Below are 16610 nucleotides of genomic sequence, written 5' to 3'. Positions count from 1 at the left end.
TTGGTCTTTTTCTCATCCGGTAACGAAAGGACCGCCCATGCCTACTGACATCGAAATCGCACGTTCTGTTACGCCGCTGCCTATTACCGAGGTGGCCAAGAACGCCGGCGTCGACGTTAAGCATCTGATTCCGTACGGCTTTGACAAGGCAAAGGTCGACTATTCCCTGCTCAACGAGCCAACTGATCACCAGGCCAAGCTTGTCCTCGTGACCGCTATCAATCCCACGCCCGCAGGCGAGGGCAAGACCACCACGACCATCGGCCTGGCCGACGGTCTGCGTCGTCGCGGCGTCAAGAGCGCCGTGGCACTGCGCGAGCCTTCGCTCGGTCCTGTGTTTGGCGTGAAGGGCGGTGCCGCCGGTGGCGGTTGGGCCCAGGTCATCCCCATGGAGGACATCAACCTGCACTTTACCGGCGACTTCCATGCCATCGGTGCCGCCAACAACCTGCTGGCAGCCATGCTCGACAACCATATTCAGCAGGGCAACCAGCTCGGCATCGACGTTAAGCGCATCACCTGGAAGCGCGTTGTCGACATGAACGACCGTCAGCTGCGCCATGTTATCGACGGCATTGGCGGCAAGGCCCAGGGAGTGCCGCGCGAGGACGGCTTCGACATCACTGTTGCCTCCGAGGTCATGGCAATCCTGTGCCTGTCCACGAGCATCAATGACCTCAAGGAGCGCCTGGGCGAGATTGTCGTCGGCTACAGCTTTGCCGGCGAGCCCGTCCGCGCCCGTGACCTTAAGGCTCAGGGTGCCATGGCGGCCCTGCTCAAGGACGCGCTCAAACCCAACCTGGTTCAGACGCTCGAGGGCACGCCTGCGTTTGTCCACGGCGGTCCCTTCGCCAATATCGCCCACGGCTGCAACTCCATCATGGCCACACGTATGGCCATGCGTTTTGGCGATGTCGCCATTACCGAGGCCGGTTTCGGCGCCGACCTGGGTGCCGAGAAGTTCCTCGACATCAAGTGCCGCATGACGGGCGTTCGCCCCAGCGCTGTCGTGGTCGTCGCCACTGCCCGCGCGCTTAAGTACAACGGCGGTGTTGCCAAGGCCGACCTTAACGAGGAGAACCTCGAGGCCCTCAAGGCCGGCATGCCCAACCTGCTGCGCCACGTCGACAACATTCAGAATGTCTACGGTCTGCCCTGTGTGGTCGCCATCAACCGCTTCCCGACCGATACCGAGGCAGAGCTTGCCCTCATCGAGTCCGAGTGCCAGAAGCTGGGCGTCAATGTGAAGCTGTCCGAGGTCTGGGCCAAGGGCGGCGAGGGTGCGCTCGACCTGGCCGATGAGGTCATGCGCCTAATCGAGCAGCCGAGCGAGCTCAAGTTTGCCTACGAGGACGGTGCCGATGTGGCCGACGCCCTCGAGGCCGTTGCCACCAAGGTCTACCGCGCCGACGGCGTTGACTTTACGCCGGCTGCCAAGCGCCAGCTCGCCGAGCTGCGCGAGAACGGCTTTGGCAACCTGCCGGTGTGCGTGGCCAAGACGCAGTACAGCTTTAGCGACAACGCCAAGGCGCTGGGCGCCCCCGAGGGCTTCCGCATCACGGTGCGCGAGCTCAAGGTTTCTGCCGGTGCCCACTTTGTGGTCGCACTGACCGGCAACGTCCTGACCATGCCGGGCCTGCCCAAGGTTCCCGCGGCCGAGAATATCGACGTCGACAACGACGGCAATATCACCGGCCTGTTCTAAGCCCGCCTCCCATAGCCGCTTGTCCGCCCCGTCGTGCCTTCAAGGCCCGGCGGGGCTTTTTGATGCGGCGGCAATGTTGCGCAACAAGAATGGGGATTTTTCTCGTACGGTGTAGTTGGAAGAATTGCGCGGGCGCATTGCGGCTGCGATGAGAGACGGGAGATGCGATGTATTGCACCAAGTGCGGGGCCCAGATACCCGATGGCTCCATGTTTTGCACGAGTTGCGGAACGCGTGTGGACGCCGCCGAGGATCAAGCGGAGCCCGTGGCGTTTCCGGTAGGGGATAGCGCGCTGGTGGGCGACCCTGCTTCGCCTGCGCCGTCATCAGCTCCTGCGGGGCGGCAGGCCGCGCAAGGTGCTCCGGCTCACATGGCGGTACAGCCTCAATATGAGCAACCGTTCGCCGAACCTGCTGAGCCGTTCGATCTGACGCCGCAGCCCAAGAAACCCAAGCGCAAGGGCCGTATCGTCGCGGCCGTTATCGGTGGCGTTGCCGTTGTCGCCATTGTGGCGGCAATTGTCGTCGTGCCGCGTATCGGCGCATCTTCCGAGGTAACCTCGGGTGGCAAGGGCTATGTTGTCTGCGCGTGCGAGACCAAGATTCTGCCCAAAAACAGTAAGGGCAAAAAGCTCAAGAGCTATACCGTCGAGCTGGTGCCCGCGAATGGCAAGGGCAAGAGCTACACCAATAAGGTCGATGGCGAGGATGGCTTTGCCATGGAGGACTTTGGTGAGCTGCCCGACCAGAAGTACCAGATGATAATCACCTCGGGCAAGGGTAAAAAGAAGAGCACGACCACCATGAAGGTCGACTACGCCAAGGAGGGCTCGGACGCCCCCAAGAACGTCGAGCTCATGCAGTCCAAGAAGGAGGCCAAGGCCTCTGCCAAGGCAGCGGTCAAGACGGCAAACGAGCTATTTACCGACAAGATTCTCGAGTACCAGAAAAAGCACGGCGAGGGCGAGGCTGTCGAGATTGATGATTCTTCGATGTTTGGAACACGGGGCGTTGCCTACGCTAGGCTCATCGATTTTGACGGCGATGGCCAGGACGAACTGTTGATTGAGTACTCTGACGAGCCGATTGAAAACGACAATGGCGCCACTGCTGCCAAGGTAGAGGTCTGGGCTTATCGCGATGGTGAGATCGAGAAGGTATACGAGCCCGACACTCAGGTTTACACCATGTGCGCTGGCGTCTCGCTTTACGTATACGAATATGATGGTACCTATGGATTCAAACGGTATCTGCATGATGGGGAGACAATTAATTTCAAAGAAGTCCCTGATGGCTTTAACCAATCCCATGATGGCTACGAGTGCGAATTCAACGCCTATGACGGCAAGTCATTTAGCGCCATTGTTGGCCCTGTGTCGATTGACGATTCGAAGGTGAAAGACATCAATGAAGTACGTGAGTTTGACGCTGAGTTGTTCAGCAGCGAGGAAGTTGTAGCAAAAGGCATCGCAACGGTGGCCACGACGCTGGAGCAGCTGAAGTCTAAGGATGCCGGCGACGATGCGCAGGCGAGCTACGAGGCCGTCTCTGCCACGCAGGATGTCGACTTTACGGCTGCAGTTGGCGAAGGGCCGCTGAATCCGTCTCCCGATGACACGTGTCAGATCACGGCTACGTGGACCTATCCCCAGGTGAAGGGCCAGGGCGTGGGCGTCGCCAAGTTTAACAAGGATATGGTCCAGCTCGTTGCGGACACGCTCGATGCGAGCAAGCAGGCCTCGATGGATGACGAGGACAGCCGCGTGACCATGATGTATACCGCCGAGATCGTCTCGATTGACGGCGATATCGCCTGCGTGCGAACCTACACCGACAGCTATCAACCTCCGTATCGATCGGAAAGGGTGACGAGGTCGGCGTACTACAACCTCAAGACGGGTGAGCAGGTTTCGCTCGAGGATTCGCTTGCGCAGCATGGGCTTTCGTTTGATACCCTCAAGAGCGAGGCCAAGCAGGCAATTAAGACAGCAAAGCCGGATATAGATTCCGTGTCCGAAGACAACATCGACGATGACGATAATTACACCGAAGATCATTTCTACTACGACGGCAAGGGCTATGTCATCGTCCTCGATACTGGCGAGTTTGACTGCATGGCATGGGATACCCACGACTTGGTTGCGCACGCCTTCGACTCGAGCTATTCCTGCGGCCAGGATGTAACGCCCGAGCGAGCCAGGGCTACGTACGTACCCAATGAGTAAGGTGGACCGCGAGGGATAAATTGAACAGTCCCCGGTGGCGTCAAGCAAAACGCCACCGGGGACTTTTTGATGCAAATTGGCTCCAAACAAGCTATCTGGGCCAGCCGCGCCACGAAAAGTGCCCATCTACTACGTTTGTCAGGGTTGGACCGACCATGGAGCGTTTTTTAACAATGTGGCAAGACGTTTACCTGCGGTTTTGTTAACACAAATATGGCTATGGTTGGCACCCTTGGGTTAAACGTAGTAGATGGGCGCATTTTTTGGTGCACGGCCCAAGAAGAGATCATTAGCCGCGCTGGAGGCCGAAGAGTTTGGCGTTGCGCTCGGCGACCATCATGTTGATGTCGGCGATTTCCATCTCGCCGTCAATGTAGGGCTGGTAGGTGCCATATGGATCGCCGGCTCCCAAGCTGCAGCTTCCGCAGTTGTCGCAGCGGCCGGTCCCGCAGCCCGCGAGTGCTAGCTTGATGATCTCCTCACGTTCGGCACGCGTCGTGTCCTTGATGAGTTTGCTTTTTGCCATGGCATATCCTCGATTCGCTTGTGACCGTCGGCCGCGCATGTCTTGTAGATACCGGCGGGCTTTGCCCATCATAGGCTTTTGCGCGGGTAGAATGCATGGATAACTTGATGCTTACGGGCGACGGAAAGGAATCGTTGCATGGACCAGGATAAGACGACCGTAATGGGTGGCTACGACTCCCCGCGGACGGGCAATGGCGCCGATGAGACCCGCGTCGTGCCGAATCCCGGCTACGCTGCTCCCGATACGACGCAGGCGTCGGCCGATCCCACGCGCGTTGTGAATTACGGAAACGCAGCGCAGGACCCGTATGGCGCCTCGTCGCAGAGCCCCTACGGCAACGCGGCGGCAGACCCTTATGATGACCTGCTGCAAAATCCCATTCCGCAACCTCAGCAGACGACCTATATGCCGCGCACGGCACAGCCGCGCTACGAGTCGCGCGACCGATATGCGCGCGAGCCGTATCGTGAGTATCCCAAGTCCATCCCTCAGTATGGCGAGGACGAGGAGAAGAAGCCTTCGCGTTCGTCGAGCGTGGTCAAGAAAAACCTGATCGTTCTGGCGATCTTCTTTGCCTTGTCGGTTGTGTTTGCCATCGTGTCGGGCATGCTCAACAAGCGGGGTGCCACGACTGATACCACGGCCGAGCAGACCGAGACTACCCAGTCCGGCACCGTCGACCTGAGCGATATCCCGGGTCAGTACTGGTCCAACGCCAAGAAGCTCCTCAAGTCGCGCGGGGCCGATCTTTCGAATGCCGTGATTCTGACCGACGACGGCTCGACGCCCGTTGTCGATGCCAACTGGGTCGTGACGTCTGCCTACTATAACGACAACGGTAACCTCGAGATTCAGCTCACGCGCAAGGGCAGCTCGTCGGGTAATGCGTCCGGCGACCAGGGCGGCGCGGACAGCTCGAGCTCCAACACGCTGGAGGACCTGAGCAACAAGGCGCAGGAGCTGGGGGATAAGGTCCAAGAGCTGGGCGGCACGGCTCAGAACCTCGGCGATACCGCACAGAACCTGGGCGATATGGCAACGAACGCTTGGGATGCCCTGCAAAACGGCATTTCGGGCGCACAGGGGAACTAGCGGTCGAGCGGCTAGAGCCTTAGCAGTGCAAACAAAAACGGGGCGCAGGATCGCGTGACCGGGCGCGTAGGCGCGTTGGTCGGCGGTCCTGCGTCCCGTTTTGCTGTCGATTACAGCTGCTCGGCCGGACGGTCGGGCGAGCTGAAGCCCGAGTCAAATGTGACGACGCACGAGGCGTCGGGCCTGCGCTCGTGCACGATGCGCGTTACGAGCTCCAGCAGCTCCTCGTCGGATATGTCAAAGCCGTCGGGACGCACCAGGTCAAACGAAACGAACCCGTCGTGTTCGTGCAGGTCATGGATGGAAAGCGTGGGGTCGATTTGCGCTATGCCGCGCTTGACCCAGCCACGCAGGTCGTCGCCGGTGGTGGCGATAGGGTCGCAGTGTAGCGTGATACCGATGCCCATCTGCCGTTTGATATCGTGCTCGATAGTGTCCAGGATCTCGTGATGTTCAAACGCATCGCCCTCGCCGGGCATTTCCACGTGTGCGCTGGCAAACTGGCGGCCGGGACCGTAGTCGTGCACCATGAGGTCGTGCGTGCCTAGGACCTGCGGATATGACATGATCTTGTCGCGGATTGCCTGGACGAGCTTGGGGTCGGGCGCTTGCCCCAACAGCGGGCTGATGGCGTCGCGCACCAGGCCCATGCCGCTGATGCAGATGAAGATGCCTACGCCCAGGCCCGCCCAGCCGTCGAGGTCAAAGCCTGTCGTTTGCGAAATAAGCGCTGCGGCCAGGACCGAGGCCGAGGCAATGACGTCGTTTTTGGAATCCTGCGCCGTGGCGATGAGCGTCTCGGAATCGATACGGTTGCCCAGCGTGCGGTTGAATGCCGCCATCCAAAACTTGACGAGCATGGACAGGACAAGGGCTGCCATGGAGAGCGCCGAATACGCGGTGGGGGAGGGCTTGATGATCTTGGTGACCGACTCCAGGATTAGGTTGATGCCGACGGCGCAAACGAGGACGGCGACAAACAAGCCGGCGAGGTACTCGTAGCGGCCGTGACCATAGGGGTGCCCCTCGTCGGCCGGGCGGCTGGCAAGGCGGAATCCGAGCAGGCTCACGATGTTGCTCGAGGCGTCGGAAAGGTTGTTGAAGGCGTCGGCGATAAGCGAGACGGAGCCCGCGAGCAGACCAGCTATGCCCTTGGCCAGGCACAGCGTGATGTTGAGCCCGATGCAGATGAGGCTTGCGGCAAAGCCCGCGTTGGTGCGGCAGGAGGTATCGACCGGCTTGCTTTCGCTGCCGGGAACAAGCGTATGTACCAGCCGATTTACAAATAGCATGGCGTATCTCCTCGCATTCTTATTAAGGGGATAGTGTAGCTCGCGCAGACGCAACGTGTACCGATGCTCAGAAAATGCAGCAATGGTCTGCCGGCGCTAACGGGCGCGAGGCAGAGGGGGACGACTGCCCGCGCGCCTTCGAGTTCACTGCACCTTCCCGTCCGACCGAGTGCTTCATTTTGGGCCACATGGGTATGGGCACGCGCCGATTTGCTCGACATACTTAATGTCGACAGCCCTGTGCAAAGGAGGACGTTTCCATGGACGAGATGTTTGCCATTAAATGCCAAAACTGCGGCGGCCCCATGTATTCGCACCAGGCAAAGCGCAGCTTTGAGTGCGCCTATTGCGAAACGGTTATTCCGTGGCAAGCGGACGCCGGGGAGCCCAAGAGCGCCCTGGGTATCCGTCATACGCCGCTGACGGTGGTTGACGGGCTGCTCAAGCTCACGCATGTGTCGCAACTCGAGCGCCCAGAGGACCCGGACTGGTATTTCTTCAATGCGCACTGGCGCAACCAGTCGGTTCTGGAGCATCTGCTGTGGGAGGACCGCGGCACGGCGCAGGAGTTCCAAGAGGCGACGCGCGTGAGCATTCCCTGCCCCTTCTGCGGCGCGTCCTTTGAGGGGTCATCGACCCAGCGCGTGTTTGAGTGCCCGTCGTGCGGCAACATGATTGGCGTGGCTGACCTTCTCAAGCCCGGCACGTTTAGTAAACGCCTGACCATGGGCGTGGGTGCCGAATACGTTCCCAAACAGGGCGTCCCCTGTGAGATATCGCCGCAGCAGGCACGTGCCAACGCGCTGCAGTTGGTGCGCCAGTACCCGGAGGCCTTAGCCGGGCATGACGTGGAAGATGCGATCCAAAATGACATGATGCTCTTCTATTTCCCCATGGCGCTCGCGGATTTGCGCATGATGGCGTCCTTCCCGGGCAAGGGCCTGAGCAAGGAGACCCTGGTGTACTACGAGGTGCTCGACTGGGCATATCCCAGGGCCAACTACCTGGATGTTCGTCTTATGGGCATTTTGGAGCCGTGGGACTTTGGCAAGGTGGGGCCGTTCGATCCCGCCATGCAGGAAGGTGACTTCCGCGTCGTTTCCGTCGATGCGTCCACCAAGGACCAGGTGGTTATTGATAAGCTGGCGCTCGATATTGCCGGCAACGATGCCGAGGCGGTGTTGGGGCTCAATAAAAAGAGCATCCGCACGTGGGCGCGCAAGGCTCGCAAGCACAAGGACGGCCTGGTGATGGTGCCGGTCTACTTTGTCGATCGCCCGGCGTCGGATAGCCGCGACGGCGAGCAGGTGCGCATCGCCGTGAACGGCCAGACGGGTCGCGCGGCCGCGGTGGTGTTTAGCGACAAGCGCGAGACGCATGTGGTGGCACCGCTCAATCCCAACGTGATGCTGTCGAGCGAAAGCACCGTGCACGCCATGCCCATCGAGGTCAAATACGTTAAATCGCCCTCCCTATACCAGATCGTACGCCGCGGAGGCGGCGAGCAACCGCGGCAGGTGGCAGCGGCGGCGGAGGGTTCCTACCGAGAGGAAAAGCCCAAACGCAAGGGTTTGTTTGGCGCGATATTTGGGAAGTAGGGGGGCGGTACGGGACAGTGCGCAGTAGTGCGAGCTGTCCGTCGTAGTAGATCTAAATAAACGGTGGGACGGCTGCAAAAGAGCCGCCCCACCGGGTAAAATCAAGGTGTGCCGCGGAACCCGCTCCTCAGCTAGTCACACTTCGGAAGCGCGGGCAACGCAGGTATTATCGTCTAAAGGGCCGGCTGCAACCGGCCCTTTTCTGCGGCAGCGGGGATGCGAATACCAACACAGTGTACGGCCCCACGGTACTTTGCTCTGTGACGAACGGACCCATGACGGCGCACTCTGTAATCATCGTTTACGCGGTCCCTTAATCATTTGCGCTGACTGACACTGTCTTCGTTGAAGGCGTGTCCTAAAACAAACACTGCTCTATCAGCTCTTTACCGCGCAGGGTGTCGATCCATTCCCGTGGGATGGCGTCCATGCCGTATGCCGTGCCGGCGAGGGCGCCGGCGACGGCTGCGGTGGTGTCGGTGTCGTCGCCCAGGTTGACGGCGGTAAGCACGCAATCTTCGTAGCTGTTAGTGTTGACGAAGCACCAGGTGGCTGCCTTAAGCGTGTCGCGCACGAAGCCGCCAGACCTGATTTCGTACTCGGGTGCGCTTTTCAGCTGCAACGCCCACGAGGGGAGCGCGCCGTTCATCACATCCCTCATCAGTTCGACAAATATGATGCACGCGTCGGTCGACGTTCTGTGGGCGTGCGTAATCGCGGAGACCTTGCTGACCTTATCGTCTGTTGCATCGGTGAACGCCAGGGGCGCGATGCGCATGAGCGAACCGTTGCCGTTGTCGCGCTCGCCGGAGCCTCCTTTGCCGGTGTGCAGGGCGCGGTCGGTCGTGCCGCCGTAATCGAAAACGCCGTCGATCGTATACTCGCCACGGGCAATCCAGCCTACGAACTTGTCACGCATGTCTGCGGTGTCAATATGCCCGAGTTCCCTAATCGAGTCACAGGTAGCAAGCGTCATAGATGTATCATCGCTCCAGGTGCCGGCGGGCTGCCCATGCGTGCCGTAGTCGATCATGTCGGTACATTCGAACGTGCCGCGGGGCCTGAACTCGTAAGGAACGCCCAGAGCGTCGCCGACGGCAAGCCCGTAGATGCAGTCGCGTAGCGCTGGTTTCGGTCTGTCTGTCATGGAAAACTCCTTTTATCCCGGGTGATGTGGAGCGCCATCGGGGGTATCGGTCGCAACGTGCTGCTACCCTTGCGCTTCGCCATTAGTCGCTTCGTTGATGGCGCGGTACTCGGCACTCAGCTCGCGCGCCAGCTCTTCCTTGCTTGGAAGATACGGCAGGTATTTGGCGGCAAACACTTGGTCGTTGTCTTCGGGCAGCGTGTACTCGACAATCGAGTCGCTTTTGTCCGCGCAGAGCACGATGCCTATGGGCGGATTGTCGCCTTCGTTCATGAGCTCGCGCGTGTAGTAGTTCACATACATTTGCATCTGGCCCAGGTCCTGATGCGTAAGGTCATCGGTCTTAAGGTCGATGAGCACGAAGCAGCGCATCAGATAGTTGTAAAACACAAGGTCAATATAGAAATGGCGTCCATCAAAGGTGATGCGCTTTTGGCGCGCCTCGAAGGCGAAACCACGGCCAAGCTCCAGCAGGAACTTCTGAAGATGCGTGATGAGCGCCTGCTCTAGATCGCTCTCGCGAAACGCAGTATCGTCCGAGAAACCTAAAAACTCCAGTACATATGGGTCGCGGATGATATCCTCGGGGCGACGAGCCGGGGCGCTCTTTTCGATTTCCTGGGTGACGGCCTCCTTGTCCTTGCTGGCAAGCAGGCGCTCGCGGAACATGGTATTGATTTGGCGTTCGAGTTGGCGCGTGCTCCAGCGAGAGTCGGCGCATTCGTTCATGTACCAGGTGCGAGCTTCGGGTTCGGGAATGCGCATCAACCTGCGGTAATGAGTCCAGCTCAATTCGCTACGCAGTGCGTCGCGAATTGGAAACGCAAGAAAGAACTGACGCATATTGCGAAGGTTTGCGATGCCAAAGCCTCTTCCGAAATCCGCGGTAAGCCTTCTGGAGAGGCCCGCAATCAATGCCTCTCCATATGCTGCGCGCTCCTCTCCGCCCTGCTCATCAACAATGCTCTTGCCGATCTCCCAATACGCCTCAACCATCGCAAAGTTAACGGCGGTATAGGCCTTGTCGCGAGCGGCGTTGAGAATCGAGGAAACCTGCTTGTAAAAAACTTCTGGCACGATTGCCGATTCTCCACGGTTTGCCAGTTCGCCCATCACTGTCGCCCCACTTTCCTCTTGTGGAATGCATCTTTATTGCATTTAGTTTAAAGCCTCGCGCGGACACGAATTGCTGTGCTGTCTAGCACCTTCGCATGGGAGCCTTGCGGTGACTTAAATGTGGCCATAGAGACAGTTTTAACGAGCCCTATGGAGGTGACGCGCATGGACAACAACACTTTGCTGTTCCAGGACAAAGGTTCGGGTAGGTTTAAAGACGTCATGATCTACCCTAACCGCATTGAGGTACTCAAGAAGGGCACTTTTGGAGGCAAGCACACCGAGATTGTCTACCTTAAGGACATCACGGGGGTCAACAGGATTAAGGGCCGCGACGTTTTTCTGCGCAATCGACTGTTAACCGCTTGCGTCTTTAGCCCGAGCAGTCGTGCGAAGGCCCAGGAGTTTGTTAACGCGCTGAACATGGTGATGTAGCCGATAACGGCGTACGGGCCAAGGTGAAAATCGGGGCGCAGAACGGTATTCTGCGCCCCGATTGAGTTGATGCGCCCAAAAGACTGGCTTGCCTATTCGCTAGCACCTTCGTTGTCTTCGCGGTCATTGGCAAGCATTGCTGCGCCGGCAACCGTTGTTGCCACGGCGGCAGCGGCGAGCCCGGCGGCGATGCCAGAGCCGTCGCCCGTGTCGGCGAGCTTTCCGCCCGAGCCCTTGCCCTTGTTGCCCTTACCGTTCTTATCAGCGCTGCCCGCGTTGGCGCCAGTGCCGGTGCCGGCGCCGCCTGCACCGTCCGAGGCCGCTACGGTAAAGCTTGCGGCTCCGTCGCTGGCAAGCGTGTAGTTCTGCGCCGCGTCGCCCAAAAGCCCATTCGCACGCACCCAGTACGTTCCCGCGGTAAATGCCTCGCCCTCGGCCATTTCCGTGCCCGGAGCGCCGTTTGCATCGTGCATAAACTCGAGCTGGGCGGTGCAGGCATCGCCTTCGAGCTTGCCCTCGAGCGGTGCCGCGATCTTTGCGCGCACGTCCTCGCCGGCCTTAAGGCCCTCGAGCCCTTCAAAGTGGGGCGTCAGTGCGCGCGGGTCGATATCGATGGGCACGGAACCCTGCAGTTCCGTAACGGTCTCGTTGCCCAAAGCGTCGACATCCACGTATTCGATGGCAAACGTGTTGCCCGAAGCCGTCACGCTGAGTACGTTGCTGCTGTCGACAAGGCGGAAACGACCCTCGCCAACGGTCTTTCCATCCTGGAGTGAGGCATCGCTCAACGAGTCGCCGTATGTCATGCGTATACGGGTCGGGAGGTAGTACGAAACGGTCTGCTTGTGCTTCGCATCGTAATTGCGCTGGTAGATGCTTCGGGCCAGTGCCGCATCAACAAAGTCGGACGCAATGATGCCAATGTGCTTGAGGCAGTCCTCCTTTGTGCTCTCATTTCCGGTGCTGTTTATATACTGGCTCTTGTATAGATGCTCGTTGACCACTCGTGCTGCGGTAAAAGGATTGCTTCCTTGCTTGTAGTTCGTGCAGCTGGTGTAGTTGATACACCAGCTGTGCTCCAGGACCTTTACCTTGGCCCCGTCATTGTCCTCGACGTCCACCATGATGCGGGCGAGCTTGGTTGTCTCCTGCAGCGCCATATCGACCCAGCCGATTTTGTCGGTTCCTGTGCATTCGTAATGGTCCTGGGCGTATACCTTGGTGCAATAGGGCTCTTCGTCACCCGTTTTCCCCACGGCTTCAAAGCCCCGCTCGTCTCGAACGAGACACATAGAGGTGCTGTCGGTGTGTGCTGCGATTTTGTCGTCCCATTGGGTGAGGTCGAGGCCCCATGTGTGGCTGCTTACGCTGTTGCCGGCGAGCCCAAACCGACGCAGCAGGACGATCTTTCCGCGCACCTCGCCCAGCGTGGGGATGCGGCTCGATGTGTAGAACAGGTCGGGGTTCTCATCAAAAACCTTGCCCAAAGCCGTCGTGAGGCTTTCGTCGGTAGCCTCGCCATTGCCCCGCGACACGAGCATGATGAGCGCTTCTGTCGGGTTTTCGCTCAAAAACGTATTGAAGTACCCGATGACATCGGAGAGATGCATAAAGTTCCCGTCTTTTTTGAGCAGGTAACAAGCTCCGTGGTCGATGCCGGGGTTCTCACCCTTTCCGAGTCGAATATCAAAATAGCGAACGCCTTCGAGCAGCTGCGTGGGGATGTAATCCTGCTGGCATTTTGCTTGGGAGGATTGGGGCTCGGTGTCGTTGTCCACGCTGCAGGTGCCCGAATCGTGCGTGCCCGGGATGCTCAGTTCGTCGAGGAACTTGTTGTTGTCGACGTATTTCATCCAACAGGGCCCGTCGACGTAGCTGCTATACGTGGTCCAGTCGATACTGCTAACCGTGGTATTGGTCTTGCCCATGTCGTAACCGACAAGTTCGAGCTCCCACGGAATGCTCTTCCTCTTATGGCAGATCTTGTTGTTGTCCTGGTCTTTGCCGTCCTTTTCTATGGCCAGGTAATTAATGTCTTTTTTCTCGTTTGTGCGGTCTCGGATGATATAGGTTCCGTTTGACTGGCGTTCAAACGCAAAAGCGCGGCTGGGCTTGTTGTCATACTCGCCACTCCATACGTGGATGACCTTTCCATCTTTGTCCGAGTCGCCGTCGACCGACCAAATGCTGTAGCCCGTCTTTTTATGCTCTTCGAAATTGAGTAAGGTGCGGATGGCATACCAATTTGAATTATCTGCATCGGTCTCTACGCGCTCAAGGATGAGTTTGCTGGACGTGCCGTCATTAAACAGGTGGCAGACGTTGCCGATGACGTTGCCGCCTTCGTTGACGCTTGCGGTGCGAAAATAGCCCGCGGGGCGAAGGCGAATGACGAAACTATGGAGGCTCTTCGCCGGTGTGGGCGTGTCTTCTGCAAATGCCGCGCGCATGGGAAGGCCCAATCCCGCGGTTTCGGGCAGGCTTACAAATGGCGACAATGCTGCGAGTCCTAGGCCCAACGTGAATGCTCGACGGCTGATGGCGTGGTGTTCGGTCATAACTCCTCCGTTCGCAGGGTGCGGTTATGCACTCATTTTGGTAACTATACCGTCCAGATGTTTAAAGGCGCCGGCTTAAATTGTGTGCGCGGCGCTATAAATCGGCGGGTGGACGTGTTGGGGTGCTTGCCGTTTTCGTACTGTTGCCACATTTGGAGTGGTTCCGGCGTCCGGCATCTTCGCGTTCGTCGGCTGCCGGCATAAGAAAGGGAGGGTCGGTTTACCGGCCCTCCCTGGGTACGAAGCGCTGGGGCACCGTCGCTTGTTTGCACTGCGCCCGCGTTTCCCGCTGCGCTCGCCAGTCGCTTAGCGCTTGATCTCGATATCGTCGAGCTTAACGTCCATGGCCTTGGTCTTTGCCTTGGCGATGTCGTCGGCAAATTCCAGAGACTTCATCATGGTTTCGACGGCATCCTTGTGCTCCTCGACGTTGTCGATGCGCACGTAGACGCTGCCGCCGCCTGCTTCGGTGAAGTACTCAGTCGTCACGCCGCCCGAGTGTGTATAGGAAGCGTTGCGCCAAGTCTTGCCGTTGTACTTGACGGGGTCATTCTCGGTCCACTCAAAGCTGGCATTCCACTTTGCCTCGTAGTCGAACAGCTCATCGGCGTTCTTGTCAGGATCGAAGACGGGGATGAAGCGATCGCTGGCGTGCTCGCTCTCGGTGAACTTAAACTGGGCCCTGTCGGCGGTATCGCCTGCGACGTCGATGACCTCGACGCCCTCGGGGACCTCGACCTTAAACCAAATGAAGTCGGTCCTCATATCCACGGCTGGCTTTTCTGCTCCGCCGCCACCGCCACTGCCGGTAGCGCCACCGCTTCCGCCACAACCCACCAGGGCAACTGCGGCAAAGAGACTGATGCAGAGGGTGAGAATCGCAAAGGCCTTCTTTTTCATGGTCGTGTCCTCCTCGATCTGTAACCGCCCATGGATTACCTGCCTTTACTGTACGCGCGGACGGCTCGCTAGGGTGGGCCATGTGTCCCATTCTGGGTGCCGGATTTGCGCCGTTAAGTGGCAATATGTCCGGACGCAAAAGAGGGGAGGGCCGATGCTGTCGGCCCTCCCCGGGGTGAGGTGCCCGTTGATTTAATGGGGCGCGCGTGCGTGGGCGTTGCCCCAACAGGTTCCTTGTTTATAGATATGCCTCAGTTTTTGACGTCCGGAAGTCTCGAAAGGTGGGCCATGTGTCCCATGTTTGCGGTGCCGACGCCTATCGTTCGTCATAGAAATCCGCGATGGCCAGGTGCGCTGACGCTCATGTACTTATGGGCTAGACTTAGCACCATTATGTGATTGATGCGGTCGGTCGGCGGTTGCCACCCGACCGATGTATATGACTTGAAGGTGCGTGCGTATGAGCCAAGAGATGATGGATAAAACATGTCGAGAGTTTGCCGAGGCGCTTGCCGCACGCGAGCCGGTTCCCGGCGGCGGTAGCGCGAGCGCCTTTGTAGGTGCACTGGGCGCCTCGCTTTGCGGGATGGTTGCTCGCTATGGGGCGACAAATCCTGCGCTTGCCGATCGCGCAGACGATCTGACGCGCGCGTTTGCCCAGGCGGATGAGTTGGCGCAGGAACTTGTGGGTCTGGTCGCCGAGGACGTTCGTGCCTACGGGCAGGTGTCCACGGCGTACGGTATTCCGCGTGACGATCCGGCTCGAGCGACCGCGATTCAGGATGCGCTGCATGTGGCCGCTATGCCGCCGTATCGCATTATGGATGCCTGCGGGCGTGCGCTGGCGCTGCTCGAGGACATGGCCGACAAGGGTTCGCGTCAGCTGCTGTCCGATGTGGCGTGCGGCGCCGTGTTCTGCCGTGCCGCTATGCAGGGCGCGAGCTTGACGCTCTTTGCGAACACCACGTCTATGAAAGATCGCGTTCGTGCTGAGGAGCTCGAGACGGCGTGTGATGAGTTGCTCGACACATGGTTGCCGCGCGCCGATGCGCTGGCGCGCCGCGCCTCCGACGCTGCAAGGAAGAGAGGATAGCCATGGCTGAACTGCTGAAGGGTGCTCCCGTTGCTCGCGCTTTGACCGAGGAACTTGCTGCTCGCTGTGCAGCCCTGCGCGAGCGCGGTGTTGTACCGACGCTGGCCATCGTTCGTGTGGGCGAGCGCGAGGACGACCTGTCCTACGAGCGCGGTGCCCTCAAGCGCTGCGAGAAGGTTGGCATTGAGGCTCGCCGCGTTTTGCTTCCTGCCGATGTTTCGCAGGACGAGCTGTTGACGGCCGTCGAGGACATCAATGCCGATTCGGCTGTTCATGGCTGTCTGATGTTCCGCCCGCTGCCCGCCGGCCTTGACGAGAACGCCGTCGCCGCAGCGCTCGATCCCGCCAAGGACGTTGACTCCATGACGCCGTCTTCGCTGCTTACCACGCTTTCGGGGCGCGGCGAGGGTTTTGCTCCCTGCACGGCCGAGGCAGTGTTAGCGTTGCTGGACCATTACGGTGTTGAGCTGGATGGAGCTAAGGTTGCTGTGGCCGGGCGTTCGCTGGTGATCGGGCGTCCTGTTGCCGCCATGCTTACGGCGCGCAATGCGACCGTGACGACGTGCCATACGCATACACGCGATCTTGCTGCCGAGTGCCGTTCTGCCGATATCGTTGTTGCGGCCGTTGGACGCGCGAGCACGATTGGCGCGGATGCCGTTCGCGAGGGCCAGACGATCATTGATGTTGGCATTAACTGGGACGAGGCCGCTGGCAAGCTGGTCGGCGATGTCGATTTTGATGCTACGGAACCGATCGTTGGCGCAATTACTCCCGTGCCGGGCGGCGTGGGGGCTGTGACCACGGCGATCCTCGCCAAACACGTGATCGAGGCGGCGGGGCGCGCATCGAAATAGGCGTTTTTGCCCACAGGGGCTGCCGAAGCCGTGGTTTCGCCCTTTTCGTGTCGAAGCGATACA

Annotated in this window: 13 protein-coding genes; 7 read left to right on the top strand and 6 right to left on the bottom strand. The window is 59.3% G+C overall.

The features are described from left to right. The first annotated feature begins 37 nt into the window (after window positions 1–37). Together DXC52_RS04755 and DXC52_RS04750 are read left to right on the top strand one after the other, a co-directional pair. Window positions 38–1705 (top strand): formate--tetrahydrofolate ligase, encoded by a 1668-nt coding sequence (locus tag DXC52_RS04755; protein ID WP_117746362.1) that lies wholly within the window; start codon window positions 38–40, stop codon window positions 1703–1705. Window positions 1706–1872: 167 nt separating this feature from the next. After that, entirely contained in the window at window positions 1873–3930 is a 2058-nt protein-coding gene (locus tag DXC52_RS04750; RefSeq protein WP_117746361.1) for a zinc ribbon domain-containing protein, read from the top strand. 289 nt (window positions 3931–4219) lie between these two features. Here the strand turns inward: DXC52_RS04750 and DXC52_RS04745 are convergent, their stop codons facing one another. Continuing rightward, a complete protein-coding gene (locus tag DXC52_RS04745) occupies window positions 4220–4456 on the bottom strand; it encodes a hypothetical protein (RefSeq protein ID WP_117746360.1) in 237 nt (78 codons plus the stop codon). Between the two features lie 138 nt (window positions 4457–4594). Here DXC52_RS04745 and DXC52_RS04740 point away from each other — a divergent pair, with 138 nt between their 5' ends. Beyond that, window positions 4595–5551: a hypothetical protein gene (locus DXC52_RS04740; RefSeq protein WP_117746359.1), complete on the top strand. Its 957-nt coding sequence runs from the start codon at window positions 4595–4597 to the stop codon at window positions 5549–5551. A gap of 110 nt (window positions 5552–5661) precedes the next feature. Here the strand turns inward: DXC52_RS04740 and DXC52_RS04735 are convergent, their stop codons facing one another. Then, entirely contained in the window at window positions 5662–6843 is a 1182-nt protein-coding gene (locus tag DXC52_RS04735; protein WP_117746358.1) for a cation diffusion facilitator family transporter, read from the bottom strand. Window positions 6844–7103: 260 nt separating this feature from the next. On the opposite strand from DXC52_RS04735, the gene DXC52_RS04730 reads away from it, so the two are divergent. Continuing rightward, window positions 7104–8441, top strand: coding sequence for a hypothetical protein (locus DXC52_RS04730; protein WP_117746357.1), 1338 nt, complete (start codon window positions 7104–7106; stop codon window positions 8439–8441). Between the two features lie 358 nt (window positions 8442–8799). Here DXC52_RS04730 and DXC52_RS04725 read toward each other — a convergent pair whose 3' ends face one another. Beyond that, complete coding sequence (locus DXC52_RS04725; protein WP_117746356.1) at window positions 8800–9588, bottom strand: ADP-ribosylglycohydrolase family protein; 789 nt, start codon at window positions 9586–9588, stop codon at window positions 8800–8802. Between the two features lie 63 nt (window positions 9589–9651). Continuing rightward, the gene (locus DXC52_RS04720; RefSeq protein ID WP_148327159.1) at window positions 9652–10665 is read right to left on the bottom strand and encodes a YhcG family protein; all 1014 of its coding nucleotides are present in this window, start codon (window positions 10663–10665) and stop codon (window positions 9652–9654) included. 204 nt (window positions 10666–10869) lie between these two features. On the opposite strand from DXC52_RS04720, the gene DXC52_RS04715 reads away from it, so the two are divergent. Next, window positions 10870–11139 (top strand): hypothetical protein, encoded by a 270-nt coding sequence (locus DXC52_RS04715; protein WP_147330597.1) that lies wholly within the window; start codon window positions 10870–10872, stop codon window positions 11137–11139. Between the two features lie 92 nt (window positions 11140–11231). On the opposite strand, the gene DXC52_RS04710 is transcribed toward DXC52_RS04715, so the two are convergent. After that, window positions 11232–13697 (bottom strand): phosphatidylinositol-specific phospholipase C, encoded by a 2466-nt coding sequence (locus tag DXC52_RS04710; protein WP_117746353.1) that lies wholly within the window; start codon window positions 13695–13697, stop codon window positions 11232–11234. Between the two features lie 306 nt (window positions 13698–14003). Then, a complete protein-coding gene (locus DXC52_RS04705; protein ID WP_117746352.1) occupies window positions 14004–14597 on the bottom strand; it encodes a hypothetical protein in 594 nt (197 codons plus the stop codon). A 460-nt stretch (window positions 14598–15057) separates the two neighbouring features. On the opposite strand from DXC52_RS04705, the gene DXC52_RS04700 reads away from it, so the two are divergent. Next, window positions 15058–15690, top strand: coding sequence for a cyclodeaminase/cyclohydrolase family protein (locus tag DXC52_RS04700; protein WP_117746351.1), 633 nt, complete (start codon window positions 15058–15060; stop codon window positions 15688–15690). A gap of 2 nt (window positions 15691–15692) precedes the next feature. Continuing rightward, on the top strand, window positions 15693–16547 hold the full coding sequence (locus tag DXC52_RS04695) for a bifunctional 5,10-methylenetetrahydrofolate dehydrogenase/5,10-methenyltetrahydrofolate cyclohydrolase (protein ID WP_117746350.1): 855 nt from the start codon (window positions 15693–15695) through the stop codon (window positions 16545–16547). Window positions 16548–16610 lie beyond the last annotated feature (63 nt).

Origin of the sequence: Collinsella sp. TF05-9AC (assembly GCF_003438495.1) — a bacterium.
Classification (GTDB): domain Bacteria; phylum Actinomycetota; class Coriobacteriia; order Coriobacteriales; family Coriobacteriaceae; genus Collinsella.
Note: the sequence above shows the minus strand (reverse complement) of the source record. Positions and strands in the feature narration are given on the sequence as shown.